Origin of the sequence: Actinosynnema sp. NPDC002837 (assembly GCF_040295345.1) — a bacterium.
Classification (GTDB): Bacteria; Actinomycetota; Actinomycetes; order Mycobacteriales; family Pseudonocardiaceae; genus Actinosynnema.
In genome coordinates, this window is sequence record NZ_JBEOVG010000126.1 from 1 (window position 1) to 22087 (window position 22087).

General features: G+C 71.9%; 23 protein-coding genes. 11 read left to right on the forward strand and 12 right to left on the reverse strand.

The window, feature by feature from the left end; translation table 11 throughout:
- Positions 1–85: 85 nt before the first annotated feature.
- On the forward strand, positions 86–700 hold the full coding sequence (locus ABTZ99_RS41560; RefSeq protein ID WP_498780796.1) for a hypothetical protein: 615 nt from the start codon (positions 86–88) through the stop codon (positions 698–700).
- Positions 701–728: 28 nt separating this feature from the next.
- Entirely contained in the window at positions 729–1904 is a 1176-nt protein-coding gene (gene coaE, locus ABTZ99_RS41565; protein ID WP_499618546.1) for a dephospho-CoA kinase, read from the forward strand.
- Here coaE and ABTZ99_RS41570 read toward each other — a convergent pair.
- Together ABTZ99_RS41570 and ABTZ99_RS41575 are read right to left on the reverse strand one after the other, a co-directional pair.
- Positions 1880–2398, reverse strand: coding sequence for a ribonuclease FAU-1 family protein (locus tag ABTZ99_RS41570; RefSeq protein ID WP_498780793.1), 519 nt, complete (start codon positions 2396–2398; stop codon positions 1880–1882). The two genes, coaE and ABTZ99_RS41570, sit on opposite strands and share 25 nt — an antisense overlap.
- A gap of 136 nt (positions 2399–2534) precedes the next feature.
- The gene (locus ABTZ99_RS41575) at positions 2535–3047 is read right to left on the reverse strand and encodes a ribonuclease FAU-1 family protein (RefSeq protein ID WP_498780910.1); all 513 of its coding nucleotides are present in this window, start codon (positions 3045–3047) and stop codon (positions 2535–2537) included.
- A 108-nt stretch (positions 3048–3155) separates the two neighbouring features.
- On the opposite strand from ABTZ99_RS41575, the gene ABTZ99_RS41580 reads away from it, so the two are divergent.
- Both ABTZ99_RS41580 and uvrB read left to right on the forward strand, forming a co-directional pair.
- Positions 3156–4460 carry a DUF5685 family protein gene (locus ABTZ99_RS41580; RefSeq protein ID WP_499618548.1) on the forward strand — a complete coding sequence of 435 codons (1305 nt, stop codon included), beginning with the start codon at positions 3156–3158 and terminating at the stop codon, positions 4458–4460.
- Between the two features lie 63 nt (positions 4461–4523).
- Positions 4524–6683, forward strand: a complete 2160-nt coding sequence (uvrB, locus tag ABTZ99_RS41585) for an excinuclease ABC subunit UvrB (protein ID WP_499618550.1) — start codon at positions 4524–4526, stop codon at positions 6681–6683.
- Positions 6684–7176: 493 nt separating this feature from the next.
- Here uvrB and ABTZ99_RS41590 read toward each other — a convergent pair whose 3' ends face one another.
- Entirely contained in the window at positions 7177–7584 is a 408-nt protein-coding gene (locus ABTZ99_RS41590) for a hypothetical protein (protein WP_499618551.1), read from the reverse strand.
- Positions 7585–7620: 36 nt separating this feature from the next.
- On the opposite strand from ABTZ99_RS41590, the gene ABTZ99_RS41595 reads away from it, so the two are divergent.
- Both ABTZ99_RS41595 and ABTZ99_RS41600 read left to right on the forward strand, forming a co-directional pair.
- Positions 7621–7974 carry an MmcQ/YjbR family DNA-binding protein gene (locus tag ABTZ99_RS41595; protein ID WP_498780786.1) on the forward strand — a complete coding sequence of 118 codons (354 nt, stop codon included), beginning with the start codon at positions 7621–7623 and terminating at the stop codon, positions 7972–7974.
- Between the two features lie 78 nt (positions 7975–8052).
- Positions 8053–8322 carry a hypothetical protein gene (locus tag ABTZ99_RS41600; protein WP_499618553.1) on the forward strand — a complete coding sequence of 90 codons (270 nt, stop codon included), beginning with the start codon at positions 8053–8055 and terminating at the stop codon, positions 8320–8322.
- A gap of 54 nt (positions 8323–8376) precedes the next feature.
- Here the strand turns inward: ABTZ99_RS41600 and ABTZ99_RS41605 are convergent, their stop codons facing one another.
- Together ABTZ99_RS41605 and ABTZ99_RS41610 are read right to left on the reverse strand one after the other, a co-directional pair.
- Complete coding sequence (locus ABTZ99_RS41605; RefSeq protein ID WP_230566899.1) at positions 8377–9303, reverse strand: ABC transporter permease; 927 nt, start codon at positions 9301–9303, stop codon at positions 8377–8379.
- Entirely contained in the window at positions 9300–12158 is a 2859-nt protein-coding gene (locus ABTZ99_RS41610) for an alpha/beta fold hydrolase (protein WP_499618555.1), read from the reverse strand. The genes ABTZ99_RS41605 and ABTZ99_RS41610 overlap by 4 nt, the downstream gene beginning before the upstream one ends.
- Positions 12159–12445: 287 nt before the next feature.
- On the opposite strand from ABTZ99_RS41610, the gene ABTZ99_RS41615 reads away from it, so the two are divergent.
- The 5 genes from ABTZ99_RS41615 to ABTZ99_RS41635 all read left to right on the forward strand — a co-directional run bounded on the left by ABTZ99_RS41615 (position 12446) and on the right by ABTZ99_RS41635 (position 17444).
- Positions 12446–13465: a TerC family protein gene (locus ABTZ99_RS41615; RefSeq protein ID WP_498780780.1), complete on the forward strand. Its 1020-nt coding sequence runs from the start codon at positions 12446–12448 to the stop codon at positions 13463–13465.
- A 53-nt stretch (positions 13466–13518) separates the two neighbouring features.
- Positions 13519–15429, forward strand: a complete 1911-nt coding sequence (locus ABTZ99_RS41620) for a S9 family peptidase (RefSeq protein ID WP_498780779.1) — start codon at positions 13519–13521, stop codon at positions 15427–15429.
- Between the two features lie 70 nt (positions 15430–15499).
- Positions 15500–16183, forward strand: a complete 684-nt coding sequence (locus ABTZ99_RS41625; protein ID WP_498780777.1) for a Crp/Fnr family transcriptional regulator — start codon at positions 15500–15502, stop codon at positions 16181–16183.
- 58 nt (positions 16184–16241) lie between these two features.
- Positions 16242–16847 (forward strand): hypothetical protein, encoded by a 606-nt coding sequence (locus ABTZ99_RS41630; RefSeq protein ID WP_499618557.1) that lies wholly within the window; start codon positions 16242–16244, stop codon positions 16845–16847.
- A gap of 33 nt (positions 16848–16880) precedes the next feature.
- Complete coding sequence (locus tag ABTZ99_RS41635; protein ID WP_498780776.1) at positions 16881–17444, forward strand: GNAT family N-acetyltransferase; 564 nt, start codon at positions 16881–16883, stop codon at positions 17442–17444.
- On the opposite strand, the gene ABTZ99_RS41640 is transcribed toward ABTZ99_RS41635, so the two are convergent.
- From ABTZ99_RS41640 to ABTZ99_RS41670, 7 genes are all read right to left on the reverse strand, one after another.
- Positions 17426–18082: an RES family NAD+ phosphorylase gene (locus tag ABTZ99_RS41640; protein ID WP_498780774.1), complete on the reverse strand. Its 657-nt coding sequence runs from the start codon at positions 18080–18082 to the stop codon at positions 17426–17428. The genes ABTZ99_RS41635 and ABTZ99_RS41640 overlap by 19 nt on opposite strands.
- Positions 18083–18122: 40 nt before the next feature.
- Positions 18123–18707 (reverse strand): DNA-binding protein, encoded by a 585-nt coding sequence (locus tag ABTZ99_RS41645; RefSeq protein WP_230566891.1) that lies wholly within the window; start codon positions 18705–18707, stop codon positions 18123–18125.
- A 246-nt stretch (positions 18708–18953) separates the two neighbouring features.
- Positions 18954–19799, reverse strand: a complete 846-nt coding sequence (locus ABTZ99_RS41650) for a hypothetical protein (protein ID WP_498780772.1) — start codon at positions 19797–19799, stop codon at positions 18954–18956.
- Positions 19800–19936: 137 nt separating this feature from the next.
- A complete protein-coding gene (locus ABTZ99_RS41655) occupies positions 19937–20275 on the reverse strand; it encodes a toxin-antitoxin system YwqK family antitoxin (RefSeq protein ID WP_499618560.1) in 339 nt (112 codons plus the stop codon).
- Positions 20272–20628 carry a hypothetical protein gene (locus tag ABTZ99_RS41660; protein WP_499618562.1) on the reverse strand — a complete coding sequence of 119 codons (357 nt, stop codon included), beginning with the start codon at positions 20626–20628 and terminating at the stop codon, positions 20272–20274. Before ABTZ99_RS41660 ends, ABTZ99_RS41655 begins: the two co-directional genes overlap by 4 nt.
- 62 nt (positions 20629–20690) lie before the next feature.
- The gene (locus tag ABTZ99_RS41665) at positions 20691–21038 is read right to left on the reverse strand and encodes a toxin-antitoxin system YwqK family antitoxin (protein WP_499618564.1); all 348 of its coding nucleotides are present in this window, start codon (positions 21036–21038) and stop codon (positions 20691–20693) included.
- A 3-nt stretch (positions 21039–21041) separates the two neighbouring features.
- A partial coding sequence (locus ABTZ99_RS41670) for a hypothetical protein (RefSeq protein WP_499618565.1) occupies positions 21042–22087 on the reverse strand: 1046 nt, incomplete at its 5' end.

Sequence of the window (22087 nt, forward strand, 5' to 3'; positions counted from 1 at the left end):
CCCTCGCCCACCTCGGGCGGGGGGCGATCGTCGTTCACTCTTTCGGGGGTTCATCGGCGTTGCCGTGCGCTAAGTTGAGAATGCTATGAGCATGCGGACGGCGGTGTTGGCGGCGATGGTGGTGCTCGCGAGCGCGGGCTGCGCCGCCGTGCAGACGCAACCGGTCGCGCAGCCGCAGATCCCGACGATCGTGCCGCCCACGTCGTTCAGCCGGATCCCGCAGATGACGGACCGGCCGCTGCCCGACGACTGCGAGCTGGTCATCCCGGTCGAGCTGTTCCACCAGAAGCTCGGCCGCGAGCTGCCCGGCGAGCTGAAGACCATCATCGGCATCCCGGAGCCGTCGCTGGGCCGCACCGGGAAGATCGACTGCTACTACGGCGTGCCCGAGCGGCAGCCGATCGCCGCCGCGCCCGTCATCATCGGCCTGGCCACGTACAACGACGAGCCGACGGCCAGTGCGCGGGTCGCGGACAGCGTGGCCGCCGAACGCGAGGACGGCGCGACCGTCCGCGAGGTCGACGTCGGCAAGCGGAAGGGCCAGCTGATCAGCGCCAAGGACGAGCGCCTGCTCGTCGGCTGGCTCGGCAAGACCACGTTCGTGGCGCGGGCGAAGGTCGGCGTGCTGCCCGAGGACGCGATCGGCGGCTTCCTCGCCGCCGTGGCCCAGCAGTCCATGACCCCCATCGAGGGCACCTGAAGATCCGCCGCGTGGCAGGCTGGTCACCATGTTGCGCGTAGGGCTCTCCGGGGGCATCGGGTCGGGCAAGTCGACGGTGGCGGGCAGGCTCGCCGAGCACGGCGCGGTGGTGATCGACGCCGACCGGCTGGCCCGCGAGGTGCTCGAACCCGGCACCGACGGGCTGCGGGAGGTGGTGGAGGCGTTCGGCGCGGACGTGCTGGGCGCGGACGGCGCGCTGAACCGGCCCGCGCTCGCGGCGAAGGTGTTCGGCGACGAGCAGGCCCTGACCACGCTCAACGGCATCACGCACCCGAGGATCGCGGCCCGCACGGGCGAGCTGATCGCCGCCGCGCCCGCGGACGCGATCGTCGTGCACGACGTGCCGTTGCTGGTGGAGAAGGACATGGCGCCGCTGTACCACCTGGTGGTGATCGTGCACGCGGACCTCGACCAGCGCCTCGTCCGGCTCCGCGAGCGGGGCCTGCCGGAGGACGACGCGCGCCGCCGCATCGCCGCGCAGGCCGACGACGAGCGCCGCCGGGCCGTGGCGGACGTGTGGCTGGACAACTCCGGCACGCCCGACCTGGTGCTGGCGCAGGTCGACGCGCTGTGGGCGGACCGGCTGGTGCGCTACGAGTCCAACATCAGGCTGCGCCGCTACGCCTCGGGCGCCCCGATGGTGGTGCCCTACGACGAGACCTGGCCCGTCCAGGCGGCCCGGGTCGCGGCACGCATCCGGCTCGCCGCCGGTGGCCGCGCGGTCGAGCACATCGGCTCCACGGCCGTGCCCGGCCTCGCGGCGAAGGACGTGCTGGACTTCCAGCTGGGCGTGACGTCGCTGGAGGAAGCCGCCGAGCTGGAGGAGGCGTTGGCGCAGGCGGGTTTCCCGTTCCTGGGCGACGCCGAGGACAGCGTGCGGTACGAGGGCGACGCGCCGGAGGGCTGGCGCAAGAGGCTGCACGCGGGCGCGGATCCGGGACGGCGGGTCAACCTGCACGTCCGGGTCGAGGGCGGTCCGGCCTGGAACTGGGCGATCCGGTTCCGCGACTGGCTGCGGGCCGACACGGCGGCGCGGGACGAGTACGCGGCGGTGAAGCTGGAGTTGGCGGAGAAGCACAGGGGGGACGCGGACGCTTTCTCCTACGCCGAGTCGAAGGAGCCGTGGATGGCCGCCGCGACCGCGCGCGTGGACGCCTTCTACAGGGAGGGCCAGGCGTCGTAGATGCCCCGGTGGGTCAGCCACGAGCCGAGGTCGTGCCGGTGGAGGCTGACTTCCTCGAGGGTGCGGTGCACGATGCGCAGCGCCTGGTCGGCGTCGCCGGGTCCGAGGACGCGCCCGGCCACGGCGGCGGCGAACTCCTCGCAGCGCACGATCCGCGCGGTCGTGCCGCCGGGCACGGCCAGGCCGAGCAGCAGGTCGGTGGTGCGCCACGCGCGGCCGTCGCGCTGCACGCGGACCGCGCTGAGCACGCTCGGGCCGCTGCGCGCGTGTCTGGACCGGGGTCGGTGGTGCGTCAGCCGCAATCCGATCGAGGGCATCAACCAGGTGACCTCCGAATCGGAGAACGGGTCCTCCGGCGTCGGGCACTCCAGCCGCAGTCCCCACGGCTCGACCCGACACGTGGACAGGTGCCGCGACATGCCGCTGGAGTAGCTGCGAACTGCGCTGACGGTGTCGACCACGTCGACGAGCTGAGGTGTGATGACCGCTCCCACGCGACCCGAGGGTAGCCGGAAGTGTGCTCCGGGTAACTATCCGGTTCGATTCGTTACATCACGGTCTGTGTGGTATGCGGTCTCTATCAGGTGACGGACTCGGATGGCGGTTGACCTGCAAGTGTGACGGTCTGTATTACCGCCGACGCCAGGTGGTGATCGTTCCCTGGGACGCGAGCCACCGCACGGCGTCGTGACCGTGCGCGGCGATGCCGGCCACCGCGCGGTAGGTCGTCTCCAGCGCCCACTGCGCCCGGTCGGCCTGGATGAGCCCGCGGTCCAGCGCCGTCAGCAGCTCGTCGGTGTCCAGCACGGTCACGCTGCGGCCCGTGCGCACGACCAGGTCCAGGTACAGGTCGACGGTCTTCCACACCGAGCCGCTGGAGCTGATCTCGACCACGTCGACGTACAGGTCGTAGTCGCGCTCGTGGCCCGGGTGCCACGACTGCCGGGTGACGCGCAGGCCGTGCGCGGGCAGCAGCCACGACTCGAAGTGGGACAGGTGGGGGTGGCCGGGCACCGGGCGGGACATGTAGAGGCCGTGACCGGTCAGCCGGTACTCCTCGACCCCGCGCAGGTGGCCCTTGGGATCGGTGTTGCTCTTCGCGTCGAGGTCGAAGTACTCGATCTTCGGCGGGTGGATGTGCATGCGGGTCCCGGCGGCACTCGACGTCACAGCGCCGACCTTAGGCATCGACACCGGCGGAACGCTCCTTTCTGTCACCCGAAAGTATGATGATCGCTTACTCTTCCCGCCATGTTCGGCATCATCCGCCCCTGCCGCAACCGCCTGGGCCCCGAGCTGCGCGAGTCGTGGCTGGCGCACCTGTGCGGGCTGTGCCTGGCGCTGCGCGACGACCACGGCCACCTGGCCCGCGTGGTCACCAACTACGACGGCCTGGTCATCTCCGCCCTGGTGGAGGCGCAGGCGGGACGGTCGCGGCGCTCCGCCGGGCCGTGCGCCCTGAGGGGTATGCAGTCGGCGGACGTCGCCGTGGGCACGGGCGCGCGCTTGGCCGCGTCGGTGTCCCTGGTGCTGGCCTCGGCGAAGGTCGGCGACCACGTCGCCGACGGCGACGGCGTGTTCGCGCGGGCCCCGATGCGCGGCGTCGGCAGGCAGGTGGCGCGGCGGTGGGCGGCGCAGGCCTCGCAGACGGGCCTCGACCTGGGGTTCGACACGGCGGTGCTGGTGGACGCCGTGCGGCGGCAGTCGTCGGTGGAGGCCGCGGCGGGTCTCGGGTCGTCCGTGCTGACCGTGACGGAGCCGACCGAGACGGCGGCGGGCGAGGCCGTGGCGCAGACCGCGGTGCTGGCCGGGCGGCCGGGCAACGCGGCCCCGTTGCGCGAGGTCGGGCGGCTGTTCGGGCGGCTGGCGCACCTGCTGGACGCGGTGGAGGACCTGGCGGAGGACCGGGCGTCCGGCGCGTGGAACCCGCTGGTCGCCACGGGCACGACGCTGGACGAGGCGCGGCGGTTGTGCGAGGACGCGGCGCTGGGCATCAAGCTCGCGATGGCGGAGGTGGAGTTCGCCGACGACCGGCTGGTGCACGTGCTGCTGGCGCACGAGGTGCGGGAGTCGATCCGGCGGGCGTTCGGCGACCCCCACTCGCACGGTCCGCACACGCCGCCACCGCCGCCCGGCTGGCAGCCCGCGCCGGGGATGTACCCGCCGCCGGCCCAACCCGGTCCCCACGGGCAGCCCGGCCCGCACGCCGGTCACGTGCCGCCTCCCGGTCACGTGCCGCCGCCCTCGGCTCCCGGCCACGGCGGTCCGCCCGAGCCGCCGAAGGGTGGCAAGAAGGGCAGGCGCGGCAACGGGCCGCCACCTCCCGGCAGCGGCCTGTGGTGCTGGCCCAAGCTGAAGCAGCCGCCGGTCACCCGGGGCGCGCTCCTGGGCTGCCTGGCCGTGCTCTACCAGTGCGGCACGTGCCAGTACTGCTGCCGCGACCCGTACCCGGGGCCGTTCAGCGGCAAGCCGCGTGAAGCGTGGTGCAACGGCGGCGACTGCGGCCCGAACTGCGACTGCAACTGCGACTGCTGCGGTTGCGACTGCAACTGCTGATCACGGCCCCGCTGACCTGGGCCGGATCGGAAATTGTCGTACCCGCGGCGTACCGTCGTACCCGTGGCTTTCCCAACCGAGATCCCGGTCAAGGCGCACTCGTCGCATCGTCCCGTCGGTGACATCCCCCGCACCGACGGGAAGTTCCGCGTGGTCAGCGACTACCAGCCCGCGGGCGACCAGCCCGCGGCGATCGCGGACCTCGAGAAGCGCATCCGCGCGGGGGAGAAGGACGTCGTGCTGCTCGGCGCGACCGGCACGGGCAAGTCGGCCACCACGGCGTGGCTGGTGGAGAAGGTGCAGCGGCCCACGCTGGTGATGGCGCCGAACAAGACGCTGGCCGCGCAGCTGGCGAACGAGCTGAAGGGGTACTTCCCGGACAACGCGGTGGAGTACTTCGTCAGCTACTACGACTACTACCAGCCCGAGGCGTACATCCCGCAGACCGACACCTACATCGAGAAGGACTCCTCGGTCAACGAGGACGTCGAACGGCTGCGCCACTCGGCCACGATGAGCCTGCTCACCAGGCGTGACGTGATCGTGGTCGCGTCCGTGTCGTGCATCTACGGCCTCGGCACGCCCCAGTCCTACCTCGACCGGTCGATCAAGCTGGAGGTCGGCGGCGAGGTCGAGCGCGACCTGCTGCTGCGGGCGTTGGTCGACATCCAGTACACGCGCAACGACATCGCGTTCAACCGCGGCACGTTCCGCGTGCGCGGCGACACGGTGGAGATCATCCCGGCGTACGAGGAGCTGGCGCTGCGGGTCGAGTTCTTCGGCGACGAGATCGACAAGCTCTACTACCTGCACCCCCTGACCGGTGACGTGGTCAAGGAGGTCGACGAGCTGCGCATCTTCCCGGCCACCCACTACGTGGCGGGCCCGGAGCGCATGGAGAAGGCGATCCGCAACATCGAGCTCGAGCTGGCCGAGCGGCTGGCCGCGCTGGAGCGGCAGGGCAAGCTGCTGGAGGCGCAGCGGCTGCGCATGCGCACTGCGTACGACATCGAGATGATGCGCCAGGTCGGCTTCTGCAACGGCATCGAGAACTACTCGCGCCACATCGACGACCGCGGTCCGGGCACCGCGCCCGCGACCCTCATCGACTACTTCCCCGACGACTTCCTGCTGGTCATCGACGAGTCGCACGTGACCGTGCCGCAGATCGGCGGCATGTACGAGGGCGACGCGTCGCGCAAGCGCAACCTGGTGGAGCACGGCTTCCGCCTGCCGAGCGCGATGGACAACCGCCCGTTGACGTGGGAGGAGTTCGCCGACCGGATCGGCCAGACGGTGTACCTGTCGGCCACGCCCGGCCCGTACGAGATGGGCCAGACCGGCGGCGAGTTCGTCGAGCAGGTCATCCGCCCGACCGGCCTGGTCGACCCGGAGGTCGTGGTCAAGCCGACCGAGGGCCAGATCGACGACCTGGTGCACGAGATCCGGGTGCGCGCCGAGCGGGACGAGCGGGTCCTGGTCACCACGCTGACCAAGAAGATGGCCGAGGACCTGACGGACTACCTGCTCGAACTCGGCATCCGCGTCCGGTACCTGCACTCCGAGGTCGACACGCTGCGCCGGGTCGAGCTGCTGCGGCAGCTGCGGCTGGGCGACTACGACGTGCTGATCGGCATCAACCTGCTCCGTGAGGGTCTCGACCTGCCCGAGGTGTCCCTGGTCGCGATCCTCGACGCGGACAAGGAGGGCTTTCTCCGCTCGGGCACCAGCCTGATCCAGACCATCGGTCGCGCGGCCCGCAACGTGTCCGGCCAGGTCCACATGTACGCGGACCGGATCACCGACTCGATGCGGCACGCGATCGACGAGACCAACCGCAGGCGCGCCAAGCAGGTCGCGTACAACGAGGAGCGGGGCCTCGACCCCCAGCCGTTGCGGAAGAAGATCACCGACATCCTGGAGCAGGTCTACGCCGAGGCGGAGGACGCCATCGCCCCCGGCGGCTCCGGCCGCAACGCCTCGCGGGGCAAGAAGCCGACCGGCGACCCGGGCGCCAACGGCCGGGGCGGCTCCGGCGTGCTGACCGACCGCGACACCGGCACGATGGCCCGCTCCGAGCTGGCGGACCTCGTGCAACAACTGACGGATCAAATGATGAGCGCCGCGCGTGAACTGCAGTTCGAACTGGCCGCCCGCCTGCGCGACGAGATCCAGGACCTGAAGAAGGAGCTGCGGGGCATGGACGCCGCCGGCGTGAAGTAACCCCAACCACCGCCGGCGGCGCTCTCCGCACCGCCGGCGGACGGTTGGGGCTACCCAGCGCCCCGGCTACCCAGCGCTCCGGCTACGCGGTGACACCAGTGACCACGTCGCCGACACCACCAATCGCGTCGCCAACTCGCGCAACCCCGGCCCTCCGCTCGACAGCGCCGCACCACCCCGCCGCGCCGAGCGGGCTCCCCGCAACCCGGACCACAGGCCTCCAACCCCTCACACCCCGCATCCGGCGGCGATCCCACCGGGCGTGCCGCCACCCGGCGTCCACCCACGACCCGCCACCGCCTCAACAGCAACCGCATCACCGCCGCCCGCCCACCGCTCCTCACCGCCGCCGGGCCGTCGTCGAGCGGACGCCGGGCCGGCGTCGAGCGGACGTCGGACCGTCGTCGAGCGGTCCATTCGGACCGTCCGTCGGCGAGCGGCGGCGTCAGGTGCGCCGGGATGGGCGCGGGAGGATTCGGTCAGGTCTTTGGCATCAGCCCTGCAGGGCGGCGCGGACCTTGGCGACCACGGCGCTCTCGACCTCGCCGACACGTCCGTCCGCCGAAGCGACCTCCTCGCACACGGCCAGCACCGCCGCCGGGAACGCCGCCGCCTCGTCGGGCGTCCGCGCGGCCAGGATGTCGACCGAACGCCGCAACGCGTCGAGCACGCCCGCCTCCACGTCCGCCGTCGAACCCGCGGGCAGTTCGGGCCGGGCGGCGCCCAGCACCTGCCGCAGCCCGGGCGAGAACGTCGCCATCGCCCGGATGCCCGCGTGGCTCTCCTCGTCCAGCGCACCCGGCTCGGCCGTGGACACCAGCACCATCGCGCCGAAGACCGCCGTGCGCAGGGTCCGGCCTTCCTCGTCCGTGTAGTCGGTGTAGTCCGTGTAGGCAGTCACGTGATCACCCTAATTGCCGCCGGTTAGCGTGACGCCATGACGTTGGACGACGTGATCGCGCACTGCCTGGCCAAGCCCGGCGCGGAGGAGACCTACCCCTTCGGCGACGGCGAGCTGTGCTGCAAGGTCGGCGGGAAGATCTTCGCGTTCATCTCGCTGGACGGCGGCAGCGTCGGCGTGAAGTCGGGCGCCACCGCCGACGACGCGGGGCACTGGCGCGAGCGCTACCCGGACGACGTCGCGGTCAGCGCCTACATCGGGCGCTACGGCTGGAACCGGGTCCGGCTGGGTAGCGCCGTGCCGGACGACGAGCTGCTCGAACTCCTCGACTTGTCCTACGACCTCGTCGTGGCCAAGCTGCCCAAGTCGAAGCGACCAGCGCTCTCCTAGAACACCCCGCCGGACGGCGGGGTGGAGGACTCCGTGCGGTCCCGTGCGGTGGATCTCCACCACCGCGAGACTGGGACCATGCGACTTCGGCGGATCCTCCGGTGCGCGGCCCTCGTCGTCGGCCTCAGCGCGGCCACCGCGGTCACCGGCGCGCCGGTCGCGACCGCCGACGCCGCCGACTGCCACTTCTACCTGCTCCTCCAAGGCCACGGCGGCGTGATCGTCGACAGCGCGTGCGGGTTCGGCGAGGACGGCAACGTGCAGACTTGCGAGTCGATCCTCCGGTGGATGAACGTGACGCCGCAGGCGGTCGTCGACGAGGCGTGCCGCCTGGCTTCCCTCCCGTGACGAACGACGGCGCACCGGGAGTGCCCCGATGCGCCGTCGACCACGAGCCCTACCTCAGCTGGTGATGTCCTTGCGCGCGAACTTCCGCGCCGCCAGCAGGGTGAAGAACGCCCCGTACGCCAGGGCGGAGAACGTGCCCTTCGCCATCTGCGACCAGTCGACGTCCGACGACAGCAGGTCCGCCCACGCCAACGCGTAGTGCGTCGGCAGGTAGTCCCGCAGGCCTTCGAGCGCGGTGATCTGGTCGAGGATCTGCGACACGATCGACGCCAGCACCGCGCCGCCCACCGCGCCCAGCGGCGCGTCCGTGGACACCGACAGGTACAGCGCCAGCCCGGCCACCCAGAACAGGTGGATCGAGATGTAGACGACGGCCAGCGCCACGCCGTAGACCCCGGCCCCGAAGGACGCGGCCTCACCGGTCGGCGACACCGCCTCGCCCGCCCCGTACCAGACCACGCCGACGACCAGCGCCACCGCGGGCAGCAGCGCCAGCGCGAACACCGACATCAGCCCGGACGCCAGCGCCTTGCGCCGCAGCAGCCGGTGCCGGGGGATCGGCGCGGCGAGCAGGTACTTCAACGACGACCACGACGCCTCGCTCGCGATCGTGTCGCCGAAGAACAGCGCCACGATCATCGGCAGCAGGAAGCTGCCGCTGACGAACAGCGTCAGGATCACGAAGTTCACGCCGCTGGCCGTGGCCAGGTCGACGAAGCCGCCCGCCCGCCGGTTCGGCGACGCCTGACCCAGCTCGAACGCCACCACCAGGATGAACGGCAGCAGCACCAGGAACCCCAGCACCAACTGCGTCCGCCGGCGGCGCAACTGCCGCACCAGCTCCACCCGCACGGGCAACGTCCGCCCGGCCTTGTACCCGACCTTCGAGCCGTCCGGCGCGACCGACGAGTGCTCGGCCTCCGCGGCGTCCGTCAGGTCGGAGATCGCGGCCGGATCGGTGTGCACACCGTTCTCGCTCATTCGCCCACCAACTCCAGGAATGCGTCTTCCAGCCGGCGGCGCGGACCGGCCTGGTCCACCGCCACGCCCGCGGCCACGAGCGCCTGCAACGCCGACGCGCGCGGCGTGCCGTTGAGGCTCGCGTGGACCTGCTCGCCGTCCACGTGCACGTCGTGCACGCCCGACAGGCTCCGCAGCACGGTGGCCGCCTCGTCCGGCCGGTCGACCTTGAAGCTCGCCTCGCCGCCACCGGTCGCGATCTCGTCGACCGGACCGGCCGCGACCAGCGACCCCTTGTGCATCACGACCACGTGCGTGCACGTCTGCTCGACCTCGGCGAGCAGGTGGGACGACACCAGCACGGTGCGCCCGGCCGCCGCGTAGCGGCGCAGCACCTCGCGCATCTGGTGGATCTGGGGCGGGTCGAGCCCGTTGGTCGGCTCGTCCAGCACCAGCAGGTCCGGCAGGCCGAGCATGGCCTGCGCGATCGCCAGCCGCTGCCGCATGCCCTGGCTGTAGGTCCGCACCCGCCGCTTCACGGCGTTGCCGAGCCCCGCGATCTCCAGGGCCTCCTCGACGTGCGCCTGCTCCAGCGGACGACCCGTGGCCGCCCAGTACAACCGCAGGTTCTCCGCGCCGGACAGGTGCGGCAGGAAGCCCGAGCCCTCGACGAACGACCCGATCCGCGACAGCACCGGCGCGCCGGGGCTGACCCGGTGGCCGAACACCCTGATCCCGCCCTCGGTGGGTCGGATCAGGCCCATCAGCATGCGCAGCGTCGTCGTCTTGCCCGCGCCGTTCGGCCCGAGCAGGCCGAGCACCTGGCCGTGCTCCACCCGGAACGACAGGTCCTTCACGGCGACGAACCCGCCGGCGTAGGACTTGCTCAGGTTCTCGATCACCAGCGGCACCGACTCGAGCTCCGGGTCGACGTCCGCGGTCAGCCTGCGGCGGAACCAGGCGACCACGGCCGCGATGACGCAGATGATCAGCACGATCGCGATGCCCCACAGCGCGCCGGTCGGCACCTCGCTGGTCGCGTTCACGCCCGGCACCACCGGCACCGACAGCGCGGGCGAGGCCAGCGAGATCCGGTACGCGGCGGGCTCCGCGGCGTTCGAGTACGCCATGTCGGTGGTCGACACGACCAGCTGCAGCCGGTGGTCGGCCTCGACCGGGCGCACCGCGCCGGGCAGCGTCACGGTGACCTCGACCGGCGTGCCGTCGGCGGGCAGGTCGGCCACCCGCACCGGCGCGACCGCCGAGCCGGGCAGCGTCCGCACGCCACTGGCGTCGGCGTCGTACAGCTTCACGAACAGCACCGCGCCCTCGGCGGGCACCGGCTGACCAGGCACGGCGGCGACCCGCAGCCGCACCGTGGACGCGCCGGTCAGCAGCGTCTGCGCGGTCTGCGGCTCGCTCTGGAACACCGCCGCCTGGCCGGGCAGGTCGATCGACAGCCGCGACGAGAGCGAGCTGGACCGCGACACCACCGACCCGAGGCCGGGCAGGCTGGACACCGCCGCCGGGTTGCCGCCCGCGGGGTTGACCACGACCTGCTCACGGCCGGTCAGCGGCACGTCGCGGCGCTCGGTGCCCGCCGAGCCGGTCAGGCCCGGGTAGCTCGGCGCGACGACGTTGCGCAACGACGGCGTCCCGCTGCTGCGGAACGCGCCCACCACCGTGTACTCGAAGCTCGTGCCGGGGTCGGCGCCCTTGCCCTCCAGGTGGAACGCCATCCAGTCGGCGATCTGGCCGCGCAGCTCGGGGCCGGGCGAGCCGCCGTCGTGGCCGCCGGAGTACCAGACGACCTTGACCTTCGCGCCGTTCGCGGCGATCTGGCGGGCGTTGGCGTCGGCCTGGTCGAGGCCGAACAGGGTGTCCTGCTCGCCCTGGACCAGCAGCGTCGGCTGGGTGATCTTGTCGGTCACCTCCGAGGGCGACGCGCGACGCAGCACCTCCAGGGTCTGCGGCCCGGCCTTTCCGGTGGTCGCGACCTCGGTGTACGCGGCGCACACGTCGGCCTGGAAGCGGCCGCACGCCCCGTTCAGCGGTCCGACCGGCCGGGGGGTGTCGCCCTGCTGCGGCGGTGCGGTGACCGCGGCGGCGGCGCTCTCGGCGCCCTGGGCGTCGTCGTCCTGACCGGGCTCGGTCGCTTCCTGACCGGGGTTGGTGGCGTCCGCGCCGGACAGGCCGGCGGAGAAGAAGATGCCCGCCCACGACCGCTTGAACACGCCCTCGTCGGCGAACGCGCCCGCCGCCGGGGTGGCGGCGGACACGCCCTCGGCGCGCGCCGAGTTCGGCAGCAGCGCCTGGGCCAGGTCGTTGTAGGTGATGACCGGCGCAATGGTGTCCACCCGCGGGTCGACGCCGGCCAGCGACAGCGCGAGCGCGCCGCCGTAGGAGCCGCCGGTCACACCCACCTTCGGGTCTCCGGCGCTGTCGGTGACGACCTCTTCACGCGTGGCCAGCCAGTCGAGCAGCTTCTGCGCGTCGCGGACCTCGTGGTCGACCGAGTTCAGGGCGATCTGACCGGTGCTGCGGCCGAAGCCGCGCGCCGAGTAGGCCAGCACGACGAACCCGCGCCGGGCCAGCTCGGTGGCCTGGGCTTGCACGCTGGCCTTGCTGCCGCCGAAGCCGTGCGGCAGCAGGACGGCGGGCGCGGGTGTGCGTTCTGGCAGGTACAGGGTGGTGTCGATCTGCACGGTGCGGTCGCTGTCCGGACTTTCCGGCACGTCGATCACCGCGTCGCGGGTGCTCACCGGGGCGGGGTCGTCCCCCTGGCGCGTGAAGACCACGATGGCGCCCACCAGGGCGACCAGCACGACCAGCGCGGGGAGCGACCACCTGCCGCGGAGGCGGTTGAGGGAGGCCACGGAGTTGACCATAGGCGTGATTAGCTGAGAACGGGCTGTCAGCAGGGCGTCGGGCTCTCAGCCGAACCGCCCGGTCAGGCCCCGGTCGGGTGCCTCTGATCACCTCCGCTGGCGCGGAACCGCATTCATGCGTGAGACTGTGCAGGCGTGGAGGGGAGTACTCCCTCGCGGCGGTGTCGTCAGCACGGAGCCTGGCGTGAGGTTCCCGGTGCCGCCGGTCGGTCGTTCAAGCCGGCGGAGGAGACCTCCGGTCATTGGCGTGCGCGCGATGCACCGGAGGTTGAGTCGTGTCTGTTCCCGTGTGGCTGTGGTTCGCCACGATCGCCGGCCTGATGGTCTTGTTGGCCATCGACCTATTCATCGTCGACCGCAAGCCGCACGAGGTCACCATCGGCGAAGCCGCCCGGTGGGTCACCTTCTACGTGGGCGTGGCGATCCTGTTCGGCCTCGGCATCTGGTTCTTCTCCGACGGCGTCTACGCGGGCGAGTTCTTCGCGGGGTACATCACCGAGTACTCGCTGAGCGTGGACAACCTGTTCATCTTCTTGATCATCATGACCACCTTCAAGGTGCCCGCGATCCACCAGCACAAGGTGCTGCTGATCGGCATCCTGATGGCGCTGGTCATGCGCGGCATCTTCATCGCCGTGGGCGCGGCGGTCATCGCGCAGTTCAGCTGGGTCTTCTACCTCTTCGGGGCGTTCCTCATCTACACCGGCTACAAGCTGGCGCGGACCGACCACGACGAGGAGGAAGAGGAGTACAAGGAGAACGTCGCGCTCAAGGTGGTCCGCAAGGTCTACCCGGTGACCGACACCTACCAGGGCTCGAAGTCGTTCGTGAAGATCGACGGCCGCCGGTTCGTCACGCCGATGTTCATCGTCATCGTCGCCATCGGCACCACGGACCTGCTGTTCGCGCTCGACTCCATCCCGGCGATCTTCGGCCTGACCAAGGAGCCGTTCCTGGTCTTCACCGCGAACGCGTTCGCGCTGATGGGCCTGCGGCAGCTGTACTTCCTGCTCGGCGGCCTGCTGAACAAGCTGGTGTACCTGTCGATCGGCCTGTCGGTGATCCTCGGCTTCATCGGCGTGAAGCTGATCCTGGAGGCGCTGCACACCAACTCGCTGCCGTTCCTCAACGGCGGTGAGCCGCTGCACGTGCCGACGATCGGCATCGAGCTGTCGCTGTCGGTGATCATCGGTGTGCTGGCCATCACCACGATCGCCAGCCTGGTCAAGGTGCGGCGGAACCCCGAAGCGGTCAAGCCGGTGCCCGTCCCGCCCGCTCCCAGTGACCATCTGTGAGCGTCAAAATCTCGTAAGCCTTGCTAATAATCGTTGGGGTAACGTGCTGAAGCGTGCGCCCCGATGACTTGCAGTCGTTGACCCAGCCCGGCTCCGTGTCGGTGCGTGGGGACCTCGTCCTGGTGAACGTCTCCACCCCGGACGTCGCCGCGAACGCCTACCGCGGCGGGCTGCACCGCGTCGCCCTGGACGGCGGCGGGACGAGGCGTTGGACGTGGGCGGAACGCGACCTGGCACCCCGGATCTCACCGGACGGCCGCTGGGTCGCGTTCCTGCGCGTCACGGCGCGCGGCAAGGCGCCTCAGCTGCACGTGATGCCCGCCGACGGCGGCGAGGCGCGTGCGCTCACCGACCTGGCGCTGGGCGCCGGCGTGCCGGTGTGGGCGCCGGACTCGCGGCGGCTCGCGTTCACCTCGCGGGTGCCCGAAGCCGGTCGCTACGGCGCGCCGCTGGTCGAGGGCGGCGAAGCGCCGACGCCGGACGCCGAGGCGCCGCGGCACATCACCCGGCTGGACTACCGGATGGACGACATCGGCTTCACCGGCGACCGGCACTCGCGGCTGTTCGCGGTGGACGCGCTGGACGCCGACGCCGAGCCGGTCGAGCTGACCGACGGCACGTTCTCCGCCGCGGAGCCCGCCTGGACGGCGGACGGCGAGGCCGTGCTGTTCCTGGCCGAACGCGACCTCGGCGCGGCCGAGGCGTTCAACAACGACGTCTACCGCGTGCCCGCGACCGGCGGCGAGCCCGAGCTGGTCGTGCAGACCCCCGGTTGGGCCGCGCACCCGGTCGCGCTGCCCGACGGCGGCGTGCTGTTCTACTCGCCCGAGCAGGCGCCGCGCTCGGCCGCCGTCGCGCGGAACATGAGCCTGTGGCGGTTCGACGGCGAGCGGCTCACCCGGCTCACCGACATGGAGACCGTCGACTGCGAGAAGGGCGCCGGCGCGCCGGTCGTGACGGACGCGGGCGTGCTCGTGGCGGTCCGCAACCGCGGCGCGGTCGAGCTGCGGCGCGTGCCGCTGGACGCCGACAACGCCGTGCTGGCCGACCTGGAGCTGCTCGCGGGCGAGCAGGCCGAGGTCAAGTCGTTCGCCGCCGACGGCGACCGGGTGGTGGCCGTGGTGTCCACCTCGGACAACACCGGCGAGGTCGAGCTCGTCGGCGGCGGCACGCTGACCGACTTCGGCTCGACCGTGCCGCTGCGGCCGTCGGTCGAGCTGACCGGCTCCGCGCCGGACGGCTACCCGGTGCACGGCTGGCTCGTGCTGCCCGAGGGCGAGGGGCCGCACCCGGTGCTGCTCGCCGTGCACGGCGGTCCGTTCATGTACCACGGCTGGGGCTTCTTCGACGAGGCCCAGGTGTACGCCGCGGCCGGCTACGCGGTCGTGCTGCCCAACCCGCGCGGGTCCGCCGGGTACGGCCAGGCGCACGGCCAGGCCGTGATCGGCGGGTTCGGCACGGTCGACGTGGACGACGTCCTCGCCGTGCTCGACGTGGCGCTGGAGCGCCCGGACCTCGACGCCGACCGCGTGGGCGTGATGGGCGGCTCCTACGGCGGCTTCATGACCTCCTGGCTGGCCGCGCACCACGGCGAGCGGTTCCGCGCCGCGTGGAGCGAGCGCGCCGTCAACGCGTGGGACTCGTTCGCGGGCTCCTCGGACATCGGCTGGTTCTTCGCCGACGCCTACTGCGGGCCGAGCCTGGAGACCCAGCGCGCGATGAGCCCGCTGACCTACGCCGAGAAGATCTCCATGCCGTTCATGGTCGTGCACTCCGAGCACGACTGGCGCTGCCCGCTGGAGCAGGCGCAGCGGCTGTTCGTCGCGTTGCGCCGCAACGGCGTCGAGGCCGAGATGCTGGTGTTCCCGGGCGAGGGCCACGAGCTGACCCGCTCGGGCAAGCCGCGCCACCGCGCGCAGCGGTTCGAGGCCGTCCTGGACTGGTGGGCGCGCCACTTGGCCTGAACCGGCAGGAATCGGGGGCCCACCTCCTCCGCGAGCGGCACACTGGTCACTGGCGGAGGAGGTCGAACGGATGGCGATCGCATCGGGCTGGCCCACCGGCACCTACCTGGAGACGGTGTCCGACGCCGGTCGCGCGGCGCTGCTGGGGCTCGGCGTGCCGAAGGTGTTCCGGCGCGGCGACGCGCTCGTGCGCGAGTCCGATCGGTCCGACCACGTGATCCTGCTCGTCCAGGGCCTGGTCAAGGCGACGGCGACGCTGGAGAACGGCCGGGTCGCGCTGCTCAACGTCAAGGTCGGCGGCGACCTGGTCGGCGAGATGTCGTTCCTGAACGGCGGGCCGCGCTCGGCGACCGTGACCGCGTGCGTCGACACCCGCACGCGGGTGATCACCGCGGCGCAGTTCACCGACTACCTCACCCGGTTCCCGGCCGCGCACTTCGACCTGGACAAGATGATCCTGCGCACGCTGAAGTGGAGTGAGCAGCGGCGCACGGACTTCAACGGCTACCCGGCGGCCGTGCGGCTGGCCCGCGTGCTGTCCTACCTCGCCGACGCCTACGGCCACCAGGTCGTCGACGGCACCGCGTTGAAGCTCAACCTCACCCAGGGCGAGATCGGTTCGCTCGTCGGGGTGGAGGAGGACACGGCTCGCCGGGAGTTCCGCACGCTGCGCGATCGCGGCGTCCTGACCATGGGGTACCGGGCCATCACGATCGTGGACCGCGAGGTGCTGCGGAAGATCGCCGAACTGTGAAACGGGAAACCCGGTGATCGCCCTACTTCCGAACGCCCACCGGGACGATGCTCCTCGTGTGACGCTGGAAATGGTGACGCCCCTCCGCGGACTGGTCTACCGCCTCGTGGTGGCCGTGGACGTCGAGGGCTACAGCAAGCTCGACGCGCTGGACCAGTCGCTGGTCCAGTCGCGGCTGAGCGACGTGCTGGACGTGGCCGCCCGCAAGGCCGGGCTGGACCGCGACCTGTGGTACCGGCAGGTGCGTGGCGACGGCGAACTGGCCGTGCTGCCACCCGACGCCGACGCCGCGTGGGTGGTCGCCCACTTCACCGAGCAGCTCGCCGAGGCGCTGGCCGACCTGCGCCGCGCGGGCACGCCGCTGCGGCTGCGCGTGGCCATGCACTGCGGCCCGCTCACCGCGGGTGCGTTCGGGCTGGTCGGCGACGCCCCGATCGTGACCTGCCGGCTGCTCGACGCCAAGGTGGTCCGCGACGCGCTGGCGGCCGCCGACGACGACCTGGTGCTGGCGATCTCCCAGCAGCTGCACGACGACGTCGTGCGCACCCGGTTCCACGAACTCGACCCCACCCGGTTCCGGTCGACCCGCTTCCGGGTGAAGAGCCGGCCGTACTCGGGCTACGTGTGCACCGGCGCGCCCCGACTGGGTTGGACCAATGGCTAGCGGACGGTGGCGTGGTTGCGGCACTCTCACCGGATGCAGTGGACCGTGCGGGCCGGACGGCCCGACGACGCGCCCGAGATCGCCAGGATCAACGTGGACGCGTGGCAGCACTCGTACCGCGGGATAGTGGACGACCCGGTGCTGGACCGGATGCTGCCCGAGAGCAGGCTCCCGTCGTGGTCGCGGGTGCTGCGGCTGCCCGAACCCAGCCGGGTGTTCGTCGCGGTCGACGAGAGCACCGGCCGGATCGGCGCCTACTGCGCCGTCGACGCGGTCCGCGAGTCCCAGGACGCCCACCCCGACCTGCACACCGGTGAGCTGGTCGCGATCTACGCCGATCCGCGCTACCACGGGCAGGGCGCCGGGCACGAGGTGCACGAGGCCGGGCTGCGCCACCTGATGGACCAGGGGTTCCGGTACGCCGTCCTGTGGGTGTTCCAGGACAACGCCCGCAGCCGCGGGTTCTACGAGTCGCACGGCTGGCGGCACGACGGGCTGGTGCACTGCTACGAGCTCGGCGAGCAGGAGCTGCCCGAGGTCAGGTACGCCCGGTTCCTCCCGGCGCCGCGCCGTCGCGGTCAGCCGAGCAGGGTGTAGTTCAGCTCCTCGCACACCCGCGCCAGCGGCAGGTCGAGGCCGGGGTGCTCCAACGGCAGCAGCACGTCCGGCGAGGCGGGCAGGCCCGTGCCGGCCGGTGGGTCCCACAGGCACACCGCCGGGGCGCCGGAGTCCATCGACGACCGGTACCACAGCCCGTCCAGCTCGGGGTAGGCCGCGCGGATCGCCCGCGCCCACTGCTGCGTGACCGCCTTGGGCCCGGCGCTGATCTCCTGCGACGCGCCCGCCCGGGTCGGCCACAGGCCGGTGAGGTCGAGCAGCCGCAGCGTCCGGCGCGGCCGCAGCACCACCAGGAACGGGCTGCGCGTGCGCCGGTCCACCACCGACGTCGCCTGGAACACCTCGGCCACCGACGTCCGCACGGTCAGGCCGAAGTACAGCACCCCCTGGTCGTGCGCGTGCGTCGGCCCGCCGTCAGGGCCGGGCGGCTGGGTGTCGAACCGGGCGTGCGGCAGGGGACCGGTGTAGCGGAAGCTGTTCCACCGCTGCGGGTGCAGCCCCTTCGCGGCGAAGATGCGCACCAGCCGGGTGGCCCGGTGCACCGCCACGACGTCCTCGGTGCGGCGCAGGTTCGCCTGGAGCACAGCGGGAGAGGGCGGCTGGGGGAGCCGTGACATGCGTGTCCAAGGTTCTCGGCGACAGGGGTAGGCGGCCCGGTCAGGCGGGCGTGCCCAGCTGCGCGGCCAGTGCCGCGACGCGGCGTGGTTCACCGCCGGCCAGCAGCCACTCGCGCGGCGTCGTCGGCGTGCCGTCCACCACCAGGTCCTCCTGATCGGTCGTCATGAACCCGGCGACCACGAGCGCGGGCTGGTCCGGCGGCACGGCCGCGAGCACGGCCTCCAGCCCCGGCAGCACGCCGGCGCCCGCGAACTGCCAGGCGGGCAGCCGCCAGCTGCCCCGGTCCTTCCAGCCGACCAGGCGGCCGACGCCGAGCCGGTGCCGGATGCGGCTGGTGTCCACGCCCAGTTGCCGGGCGGCCTCGGCCACCGTCAGCGCCGAGTCGCGCAGCACGGCGTGCGCCACCACGCTCCGCGCGCGCCCCTGGTCGTCGGTGACGCGGTGCGGGCTCAGGTCGAGGCCGACGTCCTCCAGCGCGTCGCGCTGGTCGGGTGGGAAGTAGCTCGCCGGGTCGGGGTGTGGCGGCGCCAGCTTCTTCGCCGCGTCGGCCACGAGCGACAGGAACTCGTCGGGGGTGACCTGCAGACCTGCTTTGGCCAACACCGCCTCCAGCGCGGGACTCATGCGCACAGGGTATCCCGGGCGTGCGCTTCTGTGCGCATAGGTAACCCGATCGTCGGACCGCGTCGACAGAGTGCGCACATCTAGCGACTCTACGTAAACATCCGAGGTGGAGCATGGTGACCTCGGACTCACTCACGGGCTCGTCACGATCACCTCCGCGGCGCCCCGCCGGAGGTGGGAGCACGGCGATCGCATTTGCGAATCGTGCGCGCGGCCCGTGAGGCGGGAGGTTCGTGGTGTGGTGGCTCAGGCTTCGCCGGTGATCAGCGTGACCGCGCGTTCACGGGTCGCGTCGTCCACCTCGTCGAGCCGGAAACCGCGGGCCACGACGTGCGCCACCAGGTCGGGCTCGGGCGGGAGGCCGTGCTTGCGCAGGTAGTGCGGCACCGCGCCGGCCCAGATCCAGGCGCCGTCGGTGCGGAAGTTCAGCGGCACGTCCTGGTCGCCGGGGATGAACTCGTCCACGTCCAGGTTGCGCGCGGCCAGCACGACCGGCGCGCCCTCCAGGTAGGTCAGCAGCGCGTCGGCCAGCTGGGGGTCGAGCATCTGCCGGTTGACCACCGGGCGGCCGGCCTCGTCACGGCCGTCGTAGACGTGCGCGATGCGCAGCCCGTCGTCCTTCGGGGTCGCTTCGGGCTCGGGCTCCGGCAGCGGCGGCAGGCCGACGCGCCGGCGCAGCCACGGCGGGATCCGCTCGTCCTGGCGGGGGAACGTGCGCAGCTCGTCCTGGAAGCCGATCACCGGCGGCGGGTTGCGCCAGCGCGGCTCGTCGTCGGCGTTGAAGTCGACCGAGAACGCGGCCGGCGCCTCGATCTCGTACACCGCGCTCAGCCACGTGCCGCGCACGGGCTCGTACATGCCGGCCCGCAACTGCCCGAACAGCTGCACCACGTCCATCGGCGGCCGCACCGGCCGCCACTGCCCGTCCGGGCCCGCGAACGCCAGGTCCACCTCGATGTGCCGACCGGCCGCCCGGTACTCCGCCCGGATGCGCTGCCAGCCCGGCGGCAGGGCGGGGAGCATGGCCCGGCCGATCTGCTTGACGAGCTGGTTCTGCTCCTGCTCGGTCAGCGGTGTGGCTGGCTGGCTCATGCGTCGAACACCCCTTTGGCTCCCCCCGGACACGGTGCGCTGATCTTAACGGCCACAACACGCCGGTGTGGTCCGGTTGGGTGAGACCACAGGTCAGCGGTACCGCCGCGCCGCTCGCCGTCCGGGCACCGGTGAGGTCAGGCGGGGGCGCCCTGCTCGTCCCACCGCCTCCGCGCCAGCTCTCGCCCGTGGTCGTCGAACTCGAGTTCCGAGGCGAGCCGTCCGTTGGGGTGCCACTCGCGGTGCAGGCCGACGGGCAGCCCGTCCCGCATCGTGCCTTCCTTGGCGACCTGCCCGCCCGCGAACCACTCGCGGTAGGGCCCGTGCGGGAAGCCGAACCGGTAGGCGTACGAGGAGATGACGAAACCGTCGTCGGCCACGTCGACCAGCTCCCCGGTGAACCCGCTGCCCTCGTACAGGGCGCAACCGTCGGTGTCCCAGGTCACGTCGTCCATGGTGACGCGCATGTCGCTCATTCCGACTCGATCTCCACGTTGTTCGGGTCGCCGGGCACCGACGAGTTGCGCCCGGTGCTGCTGGGCACGCCGGCGATCATGTTGTTGCAGTTCGCGCAGCACTTGGCCTTGGCCGGGAACGGCTCCCAGTGCGGGAAGACGTTGGCCACCCTCATCCCGCGCAGGTGCTCGGCCAGCTCCTCCGGCGAGACGTCGTCCGGCACACCGCGGTCGCGCAGCATCTGGTTGACGTTCTTCACCTCGGCGTGCCGCAGGGGGTTGTCGTTGATCGGGAACTCGGTGTGGTTGAGGACCTCGCCCGTGCGGCGGTCGAACTGGGGGTGGCCCTCACCCTCCACCGGGTTGCGGCGCATGTCCTCCATGCGGTCGCGCAGGGCAACGTGCAGCTGGTCGTCGGGGATCGACGTGACGCCGGCTAGTACGTCACGTCCTTGAGCACCGCACCGTCCTCGGCCCACCTGCGGTGGGCGAGCATGCGGCCGGTGTCGTCGTAGACCTCCTCCTCGGCGAGCGCGCCGTTGGCGTGCCAGCTCCGCGACGTCCCGACCGCGTGTCCGTTCACCAAGGTCCACTCGTTGCGCAGCGTGCCGTCCGGGAACCAGATCCGGGCGGTGCCCTCCTGCCGGCCGTCGACGAAGTGCGTCGAGGAGACCACGTTGCCGTTCGCGATCGTCTCCACGACCTCGCCGGTGTAGGGCGCGCCCCGGTGGACCGCGAGGTCACCCGAGTCCTGCCAATCGATGTCCGACTCGTTGACGCGCATCGACTACTCCGGATCTAGGTACGTAGAATTCGGATCGCGACTGTCGCCGGACCAGCGGCCGCTGCCGGACTGCACGCCCTGGAGGGTCAGATTGCAGTTTCCGCAGCACGGCGCGGGCTCCAGACCGCCGCTTTCCCGGTCCGGGCTCTTGGTCATCATAACATCTATGCGCATGTCCTCCAGGGCGGCCGGCGTGAGCACGCTCTGGTCGCCGTGCTGGTAGGGAGGCATGCCGAGCTCCTCGCGACGCGCGTTCTCCTTGGCCATCAACGCCGCGTTCGTGGCCCGGACCTCCGCGTGCCGCAATGGCGGATCGTCGTGAGGATAAGGGATCTGCCTCGGCTGCCCGTTCTCCATCATCGGCTGTTTGTCGTTGCCATACGCGGTGTAAGGGCCATTCGCTGCGGCGTCGTCGACGTTGCGCTGGATCAGCGGGTGGACCTCGTCCGGCGGGATGACCGTGCCGCGCCGTCCGTTCGCGCCCTCGAAGATCTCGCCGGTGCTCCGGTCGATGGTCCAGCCGACGCAGTTGCCGGTCGCGGCGCCGGTGACCGAACCGTCGGCCTTGGCGTCCATGAACTCCTGGCCGCGGCGGTCGGCGAACCCGCGCATCCAGTCCTTGACCGGGATGTTGTCGATCTCGGTGACGCGGCCCTGGTCGTCCACGGCCGTCCAGCGGCTCTCGTCGACCCGGCCGAGGCTCTTCGTGTCAGTGCTGACCGGGGGCTCCGGCTCGTCGCTGCGGTAGCGGTCGGGGTCGTACCCGTCGCGGGGGTCGTCGCCCTCGCCCCGGTCGCGCGCGTCGGTGGGGTCGAGGTCGGTCTTGTCGGCGTCCTTGGTGCCGGGGACGAAGCCGTCTTCGCTCGCTCTGGTGGTGGTGCCGTCGGGGTGGTGGGTGTGCCATTCGCCGTTGGGTGGGATGCGGGGTTGGCGGTTGCCGTCGGGGCCGATGTGGGCGTCGCTGGTGTAGACGCGGCCGTTGGTGTCGGTCCAGGCGGGTTTGGTGGGGGCGAGGACGTCGGCGTTGGTGTGGCGGGCGAGGCGGTTGG